The following is a 14,776-nucleotide window of genomic DNA, read 5'->3' as shown; positions in this document are numbered from 1 at the left end:
CGGAAAGTATGTAAAGGGTTACATAAAATGCAGCGTAGAGAACGTACTTCTTATAAAAACGCTTATACATTTTTATTTACAAGACAAAAAAAGCATGGTTAAATAATGACCATGTTAACGTAACATCGGGATAGGGGAAGTTTTTCTGCAGAATCATTGGGGTATGCTACAAGTACAATCTAAAAAAGGGTGATTGAGATGTTTAAAAAATTATTTGGTAATAAGACAAAATCAAAAGAAACAACCGTTCTAGCTCCGCTTTCAGGTAATATCCTGCCAATCAGCGAAGTGCCAGATCCAGTGTTCGCACAGAAGATGATGGGAGACGGTTTTGCAATCGAACCTTCAGAAGGACAAGTTGTTTCACCTGTTGCTGGGGAAGTCGTTCAGCTTTTCCATACAAAACACGCGGTAGGCTTAAAAACAGAAGCCGGTACGGAAGTATTAATACATATCGGCCTTGAAACAGTGGCAATGGAAGGCGAAGGGTTCGAAGCTCACGTGGCACAAGGTGACAAAGTAAGTGTAGGAACACCTCTTATCACATTTGATTTAGCGCTTATTCAAGAAAAAGCGAAAAGCATTATCACACCAATCGTTATTACAAACAGTGATGCAAGTGAAAGTTTCGAAATTTTGGCTCAAGGGACGGTTCAAAAAGGCGAAACGGCTTGTGCAAAAGTAACGATGAAGTAATAAGCAAGGCCTTTTCCTTTAAGAAAGGAGAGCGCATTTGAAGATTTTAAAAGTGTTAAATAACAACGCCGTTGTCTTTAAGGAAGGCGGAGTTGAAAAAATTGCGATGGGTCCCGGTATTGCTTTTCAAAAAGGTAAAAATGATCTTATTAATGCTGCAAAAGTGGAGAAAGTCTTTGTCATGAAAGAAGAGCAGGAAAAGTTTCAAGAACTATTAAAAAACCTTCCTGAAGAGCATATTCAAGTGGCGGAAGAAATCATTTCTTATGCTGAGCAGCAGCTTTCTGCTACGTTAAGTCATCATGTGCATATTGCTTTGAGCGATCATTTATCCTTTGCTGTCGAAAGGATAGCCCGCGGAATTTCCATCCAAAATAAATTGCTTAATGAAATTAAATCTCTCTATCAGCCTGAGTATGCAATAGGAGTATGGGCTCTTCAGCATATCAAAAAGAGACTAGATATCACGATGCCGATTGACGAAGCGGGATATATTGCGCTTCATATTCATACGGCGAAACTGAATTCACCGGGAATGCAGCAGCTCATGATGAATACAACGATTATTAATGAAATGGTTACGATTATAAAAAAAGAGCTGAATATGGAGATTGATGAAAACAGCATGTCCTATCAGCGGCTGCTGACTCACTTGCGCTTTGCGTTAAACCGTTTAGCGCAAAATGAACCTTTTCATGAAATGGATGAAGAGATGCTCGACGTATTAAAAATCAAATATAAAAAATCGTATCAGTGTGCTGAAACGATAAAGCAATTTGTCAAAGATGAGTACGAAATTAATTTTCCAGAAGCGGAGCTAGGATACATTACGCTTCACATTTGCCGAATAGAGCAAAGAATATAGAAAAAAACATTGACGAATATTGTTGCTTTGAGTACAATGAAAGCGTGTTAATTGAATAATCGGGATTGTGACTGGTAAAGCAGGCAAGACCTAGAATGCGCATGAAGGACAAGTGTGTCTTTTATAAGCGTGTTTTAGGTCTTGCTTTTTTTATGACATACAAAAAGGAGGAAGTAAGATGGACGTAAAAGAAATTGCTAAAAAACTTGTTCCGCTTTTAGGAGGAAAAGAAAATATTGCTAGTGCGCAGCACTGTGCTACGCGTTTGCGCCTAGTTATTCGAGATGAAAGCAAAATCGATCAAAAAGGTTTAGATGAAATAGAAGATGTAAAAGGGGCTTTTTCAAATTCAGGACAGTTTCAAATCATTTTTGGAACCGGTCTCGTTAATAAAATCCACGCTGCTTTTGTGAAAGAATTAGGTGCTGACGAGGCTGCTGCCCCAGCGGATCATCAAGAAGAAATGAAAAAGAAAATGAACCCATTTGCCCGTTTTGCCCGCATGCTTTCCAATATTTTTGTTCCGATTATTCCAGCCATTGTAGCCAGTGGTTTACTAATGGGGCTGCTCGGGATGATGAAAGCGTTCCACTGGGTCTCAGAAGATAGCGCGTTGTTTGTGTTGTTGGATATGTTCTCAGGCGCAGCATTTATCATTTTACCGATTTTAATCGGGTTTTCAGCTGCAAAAGAATTTGGTTCAAATCCTTATCTTGGAGCGGTTATCGGAGGGATCTTAACGCATCCGATGTTATTAAATCCGTGGACATTAGCAGATGCTAAGCCAGAATATATGGATTTGTTTGGCTTAAGTATTCCGCTGATTGGCTATCAAGGTACGGTCGTTCCGATTTTATTGGCTATCTACGTCATGAGCAAAATTGAAAAAGGACTCCGAAAAATTGTGCCGAATTCGGTTGATTTACTTGTTACGCCTTTTTTAACTGTTATTATCACAGGCTTTGTGTCACTTGTGTTTATTGGTCCTTTCGGGCGCTATATTGGAGATTTAATTTCGATCAGCCTTCAGTCTCTATACGATGTAGCCGGAGTGTTTGCAGGAATTTTGTTTGGTGGCTTATACTCAACTATTGTATTAACGGGCTTGCAGCACAGTTTTCATGCTATTGAAGCAGGACTGCTTGCTAATCCGAAGATTGGCGTTAACTTCTTACTTCCTATTTGGGCCTGCGCGAACGTGGCGCAAGGAGGAGCAGGACTGGCTGTTTACTTTAAGACGAAAAATGCCAAAACGAAAAAAATTGCGATTCCAGCGGCTATTTCTTCCTTCTTAGGAATTACAGAACCGATTATTTTCGGCGTTAACTTAAGACTTCGCAAGCCATTTATTGCTGCGGCTATAGGCGGAGCAGCCGGAGGAGGCTATGTTGTACTTATGCACGTAGTAGCCAATGCCTACGGACTCACAGGTATTCCAATGATGGCCATTGCTGCACCGCTTGGTATGAGCAATTTAATTCACTATATAATCGGCATGATTATTTCTGTAGGTGTAGCATTCGGCGTTACGTGGTTCATGAAACTAAAAGAAGACTGAGAAGTAGCGGTAAGCATAAGAGAATAAAGAATGGTATTAGATTTGCTCATCATATTTTATGGTGAGCAAATTTTGTGTCGTAAATATGAAACTTTTTAAAAAGTAATACGTAGAACAGTCAAAGAGATAAGTTGATGTTGTGTAACAGGAACGTAAATGCTACACTACATATATTGGATTGTACTATTATAGTCAGAAAGAGAGCTGGCACATGGAATTTTATCACGATCTTTTTCTATATGCGCCGTATTTATCTGCTTTCGTTTTATACATCCTTTGTTATTATATGCTTCGTGAAGCTAGGTTTACGGCTTTTCATGCGGAACCTGTCACCGACCATGTGAATGCAGGGATTGACCCTTCAGTATTAACAATATGGAAAAGACGAAATGTATTTATACATGTGTATAGAAAAACACCAGTTAAAGAGAAGAATAATGATGAAGAAGATCCTTTCCTTCTGAAAAACACTTCATACATTTAGTCATTATTAGGAGGAAAGAATATGAAAAGAAATAAAAAATTATTATTGCTTGGTTTAATGGGAGCGCTTCTTTTAGCTCTAGCCGGCTGTAGCAGTACAAAAACACCGGTCACGGCTACAAGCGGCGGATTCTGGGATCATTATTTTGTTTACCCTTTATCTATGGCATTAACGAAAATTGCTGAGTGGGCAGGCGGAAGCTATGGTCTGTCTATTATTATTGCGACGGTTATCATTCGTTTAGTTCTATTGCCACTTATTTTAAAACAGCAAAAGAGCACGATGGCTATGCAAGCACTTCGTCCAGAGATGGAAAAGATTCAAAAGAAATATGCTGGTAAAAAAGATCCTGAAACACAGCAAAAGCAGCAAAAAGAAATGATGCAGCTTTACCAAACGCATAAAATTAATCCGGTTGGCGGATGTTTGCCAATCTTTATTCAAATGCCTATTATTATTGCATTTTATAATGCCATTGCACGAACACATGAAATTGCGCAGCATTCATTCTTATGGGTAAGTTTAGGAAAGCCAGATCCTTACTTCATTTTACCGGTAGTTGCAGCGATTACGACATTCTTACAAATTCGTGTAAGTATGACGGATGAAATTCAACCTCCAATGAAAATGATGATGAACATTATGCCAATCTTCATCTTAGTAGCGGGAATTTCACTTCCATCTGCTCTTGCATTATATTGGGTAATTGGTAACTTATTTGGAATTGGACAAGGTTACTACTTGAAAAAACGTATGAGTTTATTAAAAGAAAAAGATGCGGCTAATAATACAGCACAAGCTAAAACAAAGCCATCACCAAAATCTAAGTCAAAATCATAATATACAAAAAGCGCAGCTATTCGCTGCGCTTTTTTATTTTTTAAAAAGAGGCTGGGACAAAAGTAATTTAACCGAAGTGAAAAACGAACCACTAATCAAAATATTTGATTAGTGGTTCGTTTTTTTTGTTATGGTAAACGGAGATTTCATCTATTTCGTTGCTTCTAGCAGTTGATTGGAGGGCTAGACGAAGTCTTGCACGGAAATCAACTGCGGTGTCACAAGAGGTTCAGCTCATGTATCTCATTTGTTCGTCTTTCGATTAAATTCATTTCGTTATGTCTTAACCTCTTTTATTTTTTCAAAAATGTGATGAGATGAGGAGATTTGTGTAACGCTATAAAAAAAGACAGGAGTGAACATGGTGAAAAAAATAGCGTTATGTCTGCTTTTTCTTATGTTGTTCCCTATGCAAATAAATGCTGCCAATACAGTGAAAGTCAGTTTTATACGGCAAGGAAACCTATGGGTATATGATAACGGTACCGAAAGGCAGTTATCCTATGCCCGTCATGCCTCTATGCCTCAATGGTCATCACATGGAGATATAGTTGCTTATGCAGAAAATGATTCTTTAATGATTGCACCGTTAAAAGGAAAACCGCTACTTGTTGAACATGATGTGACTCATTATCAATGGTCACCGGTTGCTGATGAACTTGCGTATATTTCGAATGGAATCTTAGTATATTACAACGTTAAAACGCATGAAAAGAAGCGTGTAGCCGTAGGAGTTGATCAGTTTTCATGGTTTCCAGAAGGAGATCGATTTTTAATTACGTCAGCTGCTGCGCTAGCGCCCACGGGATGGGGAACGATAAAGCTATATACAGTGAGCAAATATGCAGGGTTAGACGTAAAGAAAGTGGAGGCTTTTACGACGCTGCCAGCAGAAAATGATTCGTTTTTTGCGTATACAACAAGCAGCTTCAAATGGTCTCCTAATGGTCAATGGATTAGTTTTATCGCTATTCCAACGGCTTCGATGTCTGCAGATGCAAATAAGCTGTGCATCATTACAAAAGAAGGGAAAGCTTTTCAAGTAGTGGGAGATATGCTTAATGTACCTAATTGGTTTAAGTGGAGTAATGAAGAGCAAGTACTGGCATTTATTAATGGGGAAGGAAGGTTTGCTACTGAAAATAAAAAGTTCACTTTAAAAGAGATGCCGGTTTTTAAAGAACATGTGTTTACTCCAAAAGGCTTCGCAGATTGGGATTTTACTTGGACAGAAAAAGATAACATCATCATTTCACGTGTGCCCGAAGCAGGGTGGTCGAATGATGAAAAAAAGAGGCCACTGCCTTTTTTGTATAGCATGAACGTAAAGACCAATAAGCAAAGTCAGTTCACATTTCCACAAAAAAGCTTAGGAGATTATGCGCCTGTTTATCATAAAGCAACGAATCAAACGATGTGGATTCGTACAAATCGAAAACAAGCAAATCTTTTAACACGCGTAAAAGATACGAAAAATGATAAGGTACTTATTTCAGGCTTAGACCTGCCGGAAAATTATTATGAGCTGTATCGGTGGAATGAAGTATTTAGCGTGTACAACCCTTAATAGCTAATTAAAACATAAGAAACTAAGGTGAAAAAATGAATATACGATTGTTGGTAAAAGAAGACGCTGACGTGTACTTTGAACTCCGTCTTCGTGCTTTAAAAGATCATCCCGAAAGTTTTATTTTAAGTTATGAAGAAGAATATGAAAAAGAAATTGCTGATATCCGAAATTATTTTCCAAGCAGCCAATCAGAATTTGTAGTAGGAGCTTTTATGGAAAAACAGCTTGTGGGGATCGTAGGGTTTCAGCAGCAAAAGCCTTTAAAGGTTCAGCATAAAGGAGATATTTGGGGGATGTACGTAGCCCCTGAAGCAAGGGGGAAAGGTCTTGGAAAGAAGCTGTTAAAAACCGCTGTTGAACAAGCTTTTTCCAAAACGAATGTTTTGCAAATCTACCTGGCCGTCGCTGCTAAAAATGAAGGAGCAAAAGCCCTATACAAAAGCCTCGGTTTTACTTCTTATGCGTATGAAAAAAGAGCTCTTCAAGTAGATGGTGAATTTATCGATGAAGAGCATATGGTATTGTCTATGAAAAGCCTTTGATCATATCAAAGGCTTTTTTGTACGGGAAAAAATTAGCTGAAACGTATAGAGATGGAAGCACATTCCCCATAAATATGCTATGATTTAACATATAGGATTATGGAGAGGCGAGGCAGCAGATGGAAAAACTGATTGAATTAAAAAATGTTGCAAAAGTATACAAAAAACATACCGTATTAGAAAACATTCATACGACCCTTTATAAAGGAGAGACTGTGGCGATTGTTGGAAAAAACGGTGCGGGAAAAAGTACGTTTTTAAAGCTAATTGGCGGATTATCTAAACCGACTAAAGGGACAATTCACCTTCATAAAGAAACCGGTACGCCTGGATTTGTGGTGGAACAATTTCCTCAGGAGATTCGTTTTACGCTAGCAGGTTATTTGCAGCACATGGGACGAATTCAAGGATTGTCTAAGAAAAAGCGCAGCTCTAGAATTGAAGAGCTGCTCGAAACTTTCGAAATGGTAGAGTTTAGACATGAAGAAATCATTTCTTTTTCAAAAGGAATGAAGCAAAAAGTCAACATGATGCAAGCACTGCTGAGTTCTTCTAAGCTGCTATTGCTTGATGAACCTCTATCAGGATTAGATGCTCGTGCTCAGCTAGAAGTAGAACGAATTTTTACAAAGCTCAAAGAACGAGGGATGACCATTGTATTTACGTGTCATGAAGAAAGGCTCATTCATGCTGTAGCCGATCGGGTTATCACCATTGGCTCACAGCGCATTTTAAAAAATGAGCGCGTTCAACTCATTGAGCATTTAACGGTTATTGAGGCAAATGTCATTCTCAATAAGCCGCTTCGTTTATTAAAAGAAAAGTGCACGAAAATTGAACAGCACGGAAACTACTGGATTTTTTATATAGATAAAAAATATGTAAATGAGTTTCTTGCAGAATTGCTTGCTGTTCAAGCTGAAGTTGTAAAGCTATATCATATGGAAAGGGAAGAAATTTAAGATGGGTGCATTGATTCGCTATCATTTTATTACATACATTAAATCGTATCGATATATTCCGCCGCTTGCACTTTATATTATTTCGCTGTGTATGAACTATACATATAGACCGAACCCGGTGCTTGATAGCTTTTTTAATACGGCACTTTTCCTCTTTTTTCTAACTACTTGGTTTACGATGTCGCTGTTTCACGCGGAAGATTCCAGTCAAGAAGTTATTACAAAACTTCACGTAGGGAAAAAGAACAAGTACTTTATAAGTAAGCTTATTAGCTGTATGCTGCTGTTTACGTTTTTATCAGCGGTTTCCATTGCTTATCCCGTGCTGCTTGATATGTTTGAAGTGGATATATCCACTAAGCAAATGATGTTTGGGTTTATTATTCACTGGACGTTTAGTTTGCTTGGTATGAGCATAGGCCTTGTTTTCACAAGAGATGTTGTAAGAGAAGGCAGCTTATCGTGGTTTGGACCTCTATTTATTTTAATCGTTACGCTTGCAGCAGCAGGCGTTTCATTTCCGTATCAAGGAGGCGGACTGCTGCTGTATGTATTGCCACCCGTATCTGCAATCATTCAATTTATTAACGAAGGATTAAATAAATTTTTGGTGTTTGGCTGGGCTTTGCTTTATTCCATAGCATTAATTAGCCTGTACTTGTGGAGAGCGAATAGAAGAGATGTATAAAGAATAAACACTTGCTGCGGCAAGTGTTTATTCTTTATGAAGCACGTTATAAAGACGATCCGGGTAATTAGTAAACATACCGGTTACGCCCCACTCGATAAGCGTTCTCATTTGTTTTTCGTCATTTACTGTATAAGGATGAACGTCTAAATCGTACGAGCGAGCTTTTTGTACATATGGTTTTGTTAGCGTGTTTGCGTTAGGACCGATGCCGTTCGCGTACGTTTTGATTTGTCTGAACTGTTGATCTGTTAACATATTGGTTTGCTTGGAACGAATCAGTTGAATTAGTTTCATAGTAGGTCGGTAGCGGTGAACGGTTTTTAAGCTTTCAGGACTAAATGATTGTACAATGACGTGATCAGTATGAATGTTGTACTTAGCCATCAGTGTCAACAATTCCTTTTCCATACCTGGATATTCATGAGGAGATTTTGTTTCAATATAATAGTTTGTTCGATTGCCAAACGTACGGAATATTTCTTCTAAAGTTGGAATGACGGCTTTTTTATTACCTTTTCCTGCGTTCAAACGCTGAAGCTGCTTCACTGTATACTGTTTTACATATCCTGTTCCATTTGTCGTTCGGTCAACTTTGTAGTCATGAATTGCTACAAGCTGCTGATCTTTAGACATGTGAAGATCCAGTTCAATGTAATCCGCTTTTTGCTGGACGGCCGCGAGATAAGATTGCATCGTATGCTCTGGCTCATACCCTGATGCGCCTCGATGAGCAATAATGGCTACTTTTTCTGCTTGAATAGAAGCTGCCTGCGTATGTATAAACATAAAAATGCCGCATAAACAAAGAGTGAGTGAGCTTACAAACCACCATTTTCGTCTCATATCAAAACTCCTTTTTATTGAGGGGTCGTGCATTAGTTTACTAGTGAGATGTTGTGTTCATATTAAGGCTGTGTAAATATTTAAATAAAACGAACCAGTATGTAACTAAAAGTAATAAACGCCGATGTTTAGTGAGAAACATCGGCTGTTTTTTCCGGGCGGAGGCTTGTATAAATAACGAGCCTGCGCTCATGAGTTTTCTGTTTATGATCAAACGTTCCCGTACAGGTGATTAAATTAAGCTGGTGTTGAAAAGTTGGACCAAAAATCTCTCTGATAGGAGCAGAATCTCGGGGATAAGAAGCTTTATTGGTAACAACAAAGGTCAGCTGATCCCCTTGCTGATCGGTTACAAAAATTTCATCTCCTTTTGTGAGCTTGTCGAGATGATAGAAGATAGCGGGTCCTTTTTGATCATCAACATGTCCTGCAATGACCGCATTTCCTTCCTCTCCGGGTCTTGCTCCAAGCTTAAACCAAGCTACATCATGACCATTATCAGGAACGCTCATTTCACCTTGATTAGTAAGGCCCATTCCTTTTATAAAAGCCTTGATATGAAGCTTTGGAATAATAAGCTGAGATGGAAGAGGCGTAGAAGCAGTTCCTAAAGATTTCAAGGATTGAGCCGATTTTGTTTCAGCCATCTTCACAACAAAATCTGTCGAGCTGTTTGCAATTGCTGATTGGGCAAACCAGCTGCTCATGAATAGTATAAAAGAAAAGGTGAAAACCCCTCCTATCCATTTCATTCGCTTTCGTATCCTCTGTGACGACGAACAACAAATATAGCGACCGCTCCAATTCCTAATAAAGTAAGAACCGGCACAATTGAATTATAATTATCCTGTGAAGCACCGCCCATACCTGTTTTTGGCATTTCGGAAGGCATAGCCGTATTATCTTTTAATAAAAGCGTTTCAAGACTGTCGGCTTTGTTAATAGCGAGCACTGTGTAAACCGTGTTGGCTTCTAAATTAAGGTTTGGAATGTCCAGTACTTTTTTATTGTCTTGACTAGTTGTAATGGTCAAATCATAGGTTCCGGCATCTACTTCAGAATAATTTGTCATTTGTTTAAAAGCAGTGTTTTTAAACAAAGTAGGGCCGTGATTAATACCTACATTAACAGCGGGAGCGTCTGGAGAAAAGTGAGCAATTCGGATTTTACTCTTTCCTTTGGCTACGTTCATATCATCTTGAGCTACTTTTAATTCCAAGTGTGCAACTTGGTTAATAGCAGCAAGGGTATAGGCTTTGTTTGCTTCGACGGTTACATTAGTGGAAATGACAGGTTTTTCTTTTCCTTTTGTACCTATGGCATATACCTCTACTTTATGAGAACCCGCAGGTACCTTAAGGTAATCTGTCACATCTTTAAACGATGCGCCGACTACGATGCTTTGATTGTCCACATATATATCTACTTCAGGTGCATCAGGTGACGCATGCACAACTCGTATCATCGCCTCCTGCACAGCTGCAGAAGTGAAATTATCTGAAAAAGCTAGCAATAAAACTGCGAGTAAAGAAGCAGCAATAATCTTTACACGGTTCATAACGTTTTACTCTCCTTTTAATCTAAGTTTGTCCTGTTAGTCCCGTATGAAAAGTGGTGGGCATGCATTCACTTTTGAACGTACTCGGGCATTTATTCACTTGTTATCATCTACAATTTTATCCAATATATGCATAATTTATTTCATTAGATGAAATTTTTGTAAAAGAGCAAGTGAATAGTTTGAATTTTGTGATAATATTAAAATAGAGCGTTTGGTTATTAGTTGATGTCTCTATCATAAAAGGAGGGGAAGTTATGTGCTGCAAACGAATCATGAAATAAAAAAGGTTGTTCATCGTTCGCTATCAGCTAAAATGATTGTAAAGCGCATGCTGTTTATTTTAGTGGGAGCCCTTTTAATGGCCGTCGGGCTAGAATTTTTTCTTGTCCCTAATGAGGTTATTGACGGTGGAATTGTAGGTATATCTATTATTTTATCCCACTTAACGGATGTTCAAATCGGCTTTTATATCTTCGTATTAAATCTTCCATTCTTTTTTATTGGATACAAGCAAATTGGAAAAACATTTGCGCTATCTACGCTTTTAGGTGTTATCATTCTATCCATTGCTACCTCTATTTTTCACGACTTACCGGTCTTAACAGGTGACCCTCTTTTAGCCACTGTGTTTGGCGGAATTGTTCTTGGTGTGGGAGTAGGAATTGTTATTCGGTACGGAGGTTCGCTAGACGGCACCGAGATATTAGCTATTTTATTTAATAAGCGTACGCCTTTCTCCGTAGGTGAGACGATTATGTTTTTTAATTTATTTATTTTGGGAAGTGCCGGTTTTGTATTTGGCTGGGATCGCGCTATGTATTCTTTAATGGCTTACTTCATTGCTTTTAAAACGATTGATATTGTGATTCAAGGGTTAGATGAGTCTAAGTCAGCTTGGATTATCAGTGAACAATATGAACAAATTGGCGAAGCAATTCTTGCTCGTTTAGGGAGAGGCGTCACGTATTTAAATGGGGAAGGGGCGTATAAGGGAGATGATAAAAAAGTCATTTTTTGTGTTATTACCAGGCTTGAAGAAGCAAAGCTAAAAGCGATTATCGATGAGATAGATCCATCTGCTTTTTTTGCTGTAGCGGCTATTGCTGAAGTCAGGGGAGGAAGGTTTAAGAAACGAGATATTCATTAATGAAAGTTGTCTACTAATGAGACTGCCCCTTATATAGCTTACAGCAGAATTTTTAGCTTTCTCTGCTTGTTCGATTATTTGTAACGGTTTGTGTCACTTTTGCTGCTTCATGCATATTGAGCCCCTCTTTTTTCTCGTATGTCTTTGAAACAAACATGTAAAATGTCTAAAAGATATAAAAAGAGTACATAGTAAAAAAACAGAAAGAGGGAGTGACATGAAAAAAACGTTAAAAATAATAGTAGTCGGTCTTGCCGTTCTTGTTGCAGTAACCGTGGCTTTTTTTGTCATATGGTCAGGTTTTGATTATGAACCTTCAAAGCAGCTTCACTCACTAGTAGATGAGAAAAAAGTAGTGAAGAAAGACGATTATTACGTATTCAAGCCTCAAACGAACAAAGAGATAAAAGCTGGCTATATTATTTATCAAGGTGCTAAAGTAGAGCCGTTAGCATATGGCTATTATGCTCAGCAAATTGCAAATGAAGGATATCTTGTTGCTGTTGTAGGTTCTCCGTTTAATATGAGTTTTTTTAGTCAAAACAAAGCAACGGATATTGTGAAGAGCTATCCGAAGATTTCCGCATGGTTTATGGGAGGGCATTCCCTTGGAGGAGTGAGTGCAGCCTCTTATGCGTATGATCATCAAAATTCAATAAAAGGCTTAGTTCTTTTAGCATCGTATCCGATGAATAAAAATAATTTTTCAACTTCCACTTATCCTATTTTGTCTTTAACCGGTGAGAAAGATGGTTTGTCGACGCCTGAAAAAATTAAAGAAACCAAGCATTTACTTTCAAAAAATACGGAGCTGATCCAAGTAAAAGGAGCTAATCACGCACAGTTTGGAATGTACGGGAAACAAAAAGGCGACAACAAAGCCAGTATTTCCCCTAAAGAGCAGCAGGATGAGCTAGTAAAAAGAACGGTCAAGTGGTTAAACAGTCAAATGAAAAAGTCCGTCAGTAACTAGCTGACGGACTTTTTTTCTTTTTTTGGAAAAAACACTTGAAAAAAATAACCAGTTAGTTATATAGTTAGTTACATAAGTAATGAACCACTTAAGTGAGGTAGTCAAAATGAAACAATCATTAGATCATCAGCGACCAATTTTTCAACAAATCAAAGAAACCATCGAAGAGAATATTTTGAATGATGCTTTTCCAGAAGAAGAAAGAGTACCGTCTACGAATGAATTTGCCAAAATGTATCGCATTAACCCTGCAACAGCAGCTAAAGGAATTAATCAGCTAGTTGACCACGGAATATTGTATAAAAAGAGAGGGATAGGGATGTTTGTATGTGCGGGCGCCAAAGAAGTATTGCTTACACAAAGAAAAGAAGAATTTTATAACCGTTTTATCGTTCCCCTGAAAAAAGAAGCACAGCATTTGGGGATTACGGTAAACGAGTTAAAAGAGCTGTTAGACAAGGGGGAAATAAAATGAATATAGAAGCGCAGCTGTTAAATAAATGCTATGGAGCTAAACAAGTGTTAAAAGACATTTCACTTACGCTAGCACAAAATAAAATATACGGGTTGCTAGGTAGAAACGGAGCGGGCAAAACGACTCTGATGCAAATTGTAGCTGGGCATATTCCAGCTACGACAGGAGAGGTAAAAGTGGGCAATCAATCTCCGTTTGAAAACTGATCTGTTTTGCAAAACATCTGCTTAATTAACGAAAGCGGAAATTTCAAAAAAACATTAAAAGTCAAAGACGTGCTAAAAATTGCGTCACTTTTTTATCCTTATTGGAGCGAAGAATCTGCTGAGAGGCTTATGGAAGAGTTCGATTTAGATTGTAATATGAAAGTGAAAGCATTATCTAAAGGTATGGAATCAGCATTAGGAATTATTGTTGGGCTATCTTCTCGAACGAGCATCACAATCTTTGATGAACCTTATATTGGACTTGATGCTGCGATGCGAGCGCGTTTTTATGAGCTTTTATTGGATGAATATGAAGAATATCCACGCACGTTCATTATTTCAACGCATTTAATTGATGAGGTAAGTAATTTATTTGAAGAAGTACTCATTATGCAAAAAGGAAAGCTGATTCTTCAGGATACGGCAGAAAATTTGCAGCAGCGCTGTGTAAGTGTGAAAGGACCTAAAAGTCAAATTGAAGAATATGAAAAAGGAAAGCAAGTAATCCATGAACAAGTATTCGGAGGAGAGAAAAAAATAGTGCTCTTTAATGAAGATATTTATGCTGAAGAGCTTGTCGACAGTTCATTTCATATAGAAGCTGTTCACATACAGGATATTATGATTTATCTTACAGCAAATCGTGGAGGTGTAGCGTAATGAAAGGACAGTTTGCCGCCATTAGTTATTCGCTCTACGTTGAACTAAAGTATTTAATGATTCGCTTTTGGACGATTCTGTTAGCTTTTGTTGTAGTAGATATTTTAGTGTTCAGTCAGGTGAATGAGCATCTTCTATTAGTAACAAGTATGCCGCAGTACATCTTTTCAGGTATTGTAAGTTTTATTATCATTCGAAAAAGTTTCTCCTTTTGCTTAAAGTTAGGAGCTACTCGTAAAGCATATCTTTTAACGATGACCTGTGTTTTTGCTTTATTTGCAATTGTAATGTCCCTTATCAATGTTGTCATCATGAGCATTTCAATAAAGGTGATTAATAGTTTGAATTTAATGAATGTTCAGATTTATTATGCGAGCGATTTTATCTTTCATGACCCTGCTGTCGCTGTTCACTTTGTAACGGACGCTGTATTTATCTTTTTTATTACAGCAGCATCGTGTTTGCTCGGCAGCATCGTTTACAAATTCGGGCAAACAGGAGGGATGATCACCGGTGCTGTTTTAATTTTACTGTTTACGATTCCAGTGACAAAAGAACCGGTTATTCATTTTATAAAAAGCTTTTCGAACGGGTCGTTGTTACTTACATTCGGAACAATGGTTATCGTAAGCTTCCTATTCTTTCTTATCAACTGGCTGTTTTTAAAAAAAGCGTCTCCTGTCCATCAAGCCTAATAAAAAAG

At 38.0% G+C, this 14,776-nt stretch carries 15 protein-coding genes and 1 pseudogene; 13 read left to right on the top strand and 3 right to left on the bottom strand.

Annotation, left to right across the window (positions count from 1 at the left end; genetic code table 11):
- Positions 1-198 precede the first annotated feature (198 nt).
- From Q5794_RS20625 to Q5794_RS20590, 8 genes are all read left to right on the top strand, one after another.
- The gene (locus Q5794_RS20625) at positions 199-696 is read left to right on the top strand and encodes a PTS glucose transporter subunit IIA (RefSeq protein WP_013084668.1); all 498 of its coding nucleotides are present in this window, start codon (positions 199-201) and stop codon (positions 694-696) included.
- Positions 697-733: 37 nt separating this feature from the next.
- Positions 734-1,561 carry a PRD domain-containing protein gene (locus tag Q5794_RS20620; RefSeq protein WP_214984482.1) on the top strand — a complete coding sequence of 276 codons (828 nt, stop codon included), beginning with the start codon at positions 734-736 and terminating at the stop codon, positions 1,559-1,561.
- 178 nt (positions 1,562-1,739) lie between these two features.
- Entirely contained in the window at positions 1,740-3,119 is a 1,380-nt protein-coding gene (locus Q5794_RS20615) for a sucrose-specific PTS transporter subunit IIBC (RefSeq protein ID WP_116514644.1), read from the top strand.
- Between the two features lie 505 nt (positions 3,120-3,624).
- Positions 3,625-4,443, top strand: a complete 819-nt coding sequence (gene yidC, locus Q5794_RS20610) for a membrane protein insertase YidC (RefSeq protein WP_013058701.1) — start codon at positions 3,625-3,627, stop codon at positions 4,441-4,443.
- Between the two features lie 361 nt (positions 4,444-4,804).
- Positions 4,805-6,010: a TolB family protein gene (locus Q5794_RS20605; protein WP_374988399.1), complete on the top strand. Its 1,206-nt coding sequence runs from the start codon at positions 4,805-4,807 to the stop codon at positions 6,008-6,010.
- A gap of 35 nt (positions 6,011-6,045) precedes the next feature.
- Complete coding sequence (locus Q5794_RS20600) at positions 6,046-6,555, top strand: GNAT family N-acetyltransferase (protein ID WP_116077336.1); 510 nt, start codon at positions 6,046-6,048, stop codon at positions 6,553-6,555.
- Positions 6,556-6,674: 119 nt separating this feature from the next.
- Positions 6,675-7,517 carry an ATP-binding cassette domain-containing protein gene (locus tag Q5794_RS20595; protein WP_214984484.1) on the top strand — a complete coding sequence of 281 codons (843 nt, stop codon included), beginning with the start codon at positions 6,675-6,677 and terminating at the stop codon, positions 7,515-7,517.
- 1 nt (position 7,518) lies between these two features.
- A complete protein-coding gene (locus tag Q5794_RS20590; RefSeq protein WP_057233944.1) occupies positions 7,519-8,205 on the top strand; it encodes a hypothetical protein in 687 nt (228 codons plus the stop codon).
- Between the two features lie 27 nt (positions 8,206-8,232).
- Here Q5794_RS20590 and Q5794_RS20585 read toward each other — a convergent pair whose 3' ends face one another.
- The 3 genes from Q5794_RS20585 to Q5794_RS20575 all read right to left on the bottom strand — a co-directional run bounded on the left by Q5794_RS20585 (position 8,233) and on the right by Q5794_RS20575 (position 10,609).
- Entirely contained in the window at positions 8,233-9,051 is an 819-nt protein-coding gene (locus tag Q5794_RS20585; RefSeq protein ID WP_057233945.1) for a glycerophosphodiester phosphodiesterase family protein, read from the bottom strand.
- A gap of 128 nt (positions 9,052-9,179) precedes the next feature.
- The gene (locus tag Q5794_RS20580) at positions 9,180-9,803 is read right to left on the bottom strand and encodes a class F sortase (RefSeq protein ID WP_057233947.1); all 624 of its coding nucleotides are present in this window, start codon (positions 9,801-9,803) and stop codon (positions 9,180-9,182) included.
- The gene (locus tag Q5794_RS20575; RefSeq protein ID WP_214984485.1) at positions 9,800-10,609 is read right to left on the bottom strand and encodes a DUF4397 domain-containing protein; all 810 of its coding nucleotides are present in this window, start codon (positions 10,607-10,609) and stop codon (positions 9,800-9,802) included. The genes Q5794_RS20580 and Q5794_RS20575 overlap by 4 nt, the downstream gene beginning before the upstream one ends.
- A gap of 259 nt (positions 10,610-10,868) precedes the next feature.
- Between Q5794_RS20575 and Q5794_RS20570 the strand changes: the two genes are divergently transcribed.
- The 5 genes and pseudogenes from Q5794_RS20570 to Q5794_RS20550 all read left to right on the top strand — a co-directional run bounded on the left by Q5794_RS20570 (position 10,869) and on the right by Q5794_RS20550 (position 14,768).
- Complete coding sequence (locus Q5794_RS20570) at positions 10,869-11,759, top strand: YitT family protein (RefSeq protein WP_374988398.1); 891 nt, start codon at positions 10,869-10,871, stop codon at positions 11,757-11,759.
- Positions 11,760-11,976: 217 nt separating this feature from the next.
- A complete protein-coding gene (locus tag Q5794_RS20565) occupies positions 11,977-12,732 on the top strand; it encodes an alpha/beta family hydrolase (protein ID WP_214984486.1) in 756 nt (251 codons plus the stop codon).
- Positions 12,733-12,838: 106 nt separating this feature from the next.
- Positions 12,839-13,207, top strand: coding sequence for a GntR family transcriptional regulator (locus tag Q5794_RS20560; protein ID WP_013058691.1), 369 nt, complete (start codon positions 12,839-12,841; stop codon positions 13,205-13,207).
- Positions 13,204-14,073, top strand: a pseudogene (locus Q5794_RS20555) (ABC transporter ATP-binding protein). The gene Q5794_RS20560 and the pseudogene Q5794_RS20555 overlap by 4 nt, the downstream one beginning before the upstream one ends.
- Positions 14,073-14,768, top strand: coding sequence for a hypothetical protein (locus Q5794_RS20550; protein WP_214984648.1), 696 nt, complete (start codon positions 14,073-14,075; stop codon positions 14,766-14,768). Before Q5794_RS20555 ends, Q5794_RS20550 begins: the two are co-directional and overlap by 1 nt.
- Positions 14,769-14,776: the final 8 nt, after the last annotated feature.

Origin of the sequence: Priestia megaterium (assembly GCF_041941685.1) — a bacterium.
GTDB lineage: Bacteria > Bacillota > Bacilli > Bacillales > Bacillaceae_H > Priestia > Priestia megaterium_C.
Note: the sequence above shows the minus strand (reverse complement) of the source record. Positions and strands in the feature narration are given on the sequence as shown.

What these genes read in the sequence shown, in the direction of transcription:
- Q5794_RS20550 (WP_214984648.1), top strand. Translation starts at nt 14,073, where the DNA reads ATGAAAGGACAGTTTGCCGCCATTAGTTATTCGCTCTACGTTGAACTA.
- Q5794_RS20625 (WP_013084668.1), top strand. Translation starts at nt 199, where the DNA reads ATGTTTAAAAAATTATTTGGTAATAAGACAAAATCAAAAGAAACAACC.
- Q5794_RS20560 (WP_013058691.1), top strand. Translation starts at nt 12,839, where the DNA reads ATGAAACAATCATTAGATCATCAGCGACCAATTTTTCAACAAATCAAA.
- Q5794_RS20580 (WP_057233947.1), bottom strand. Translation starts at nt 9,803, where the DNA reads ATGAAATGGATAGGAGGGGTTTTCACCTTTTCTTTTATACTATTCATG.
- Q5794_RS20600 (WP_116077336.1), top strand. Translation starts at nt 6,046, where the DNA reads ATGAATATACGATTGTTGGTAAAAGAAGACGCTGACGTGTACTTTGAA.
- Q5794_RS20595 (WP_214984484.1), top strand. Translation starts at nt 6,675, where the DNA reads ATGGAAAAACTGATTGAATTAAAAAATGTTGCAAAAGTATACAAAAAA.
- Q5794_RS20565 (WP_214984486.1), top strand. Translation starts at nt 11,977, where the DNA reads ATGAAAAAAACGTTAAAAATAATAGTAGTCGGTCTTGCCGTTCTTGTT.
- Q5794_RS20615 (WP_116514644.1), top strand. Translation starts at nt 1,740, where the DNA reads ATGGACGTAAAAGAAATTGCTAAAAAACTTGTTCCGCTTTTAGGAGGA.
- Q5794_RS20590 (WP_057233944.1), top strand. Translation starts at nt 7,519, where the DNA reads ATGGGTGCATTGATTCGCTATCATTTTATTACATACATTAAATCGTAT.
- Q5794_RS20585 (WP_057233945.1), bottom strand. Translation starts at nt 9,051, where the DNA reads ATGAGACGAAAATGGTGGTTTGTAAGCTCACTCACTCTTTGTTTATGC.
- yidC (WP_013058701.1), top strand. Translation starts at nt 3,625, where the DNA reads ATGAAAAGAAATAAAAAATTATTATTGCTTGGTTTAATGGGAGCGCTT.
- Q5794_RS20575 (WP_214984485.1), bottom strand. Translation starts at nt 10,609, where the DNA reads ATGAACCGTGTAAAGATTATTGCTGCTTCTTTACTCGCAGTTTTATTG.
- Q5794_RS20605 (WP_374988399.1), top strand. Translation starts at nt 4,805, where the DNA reads ATGGTGAAAAAAATAGCGTTATGTCTGCTTTTTCTTATGTTGTTCCCT.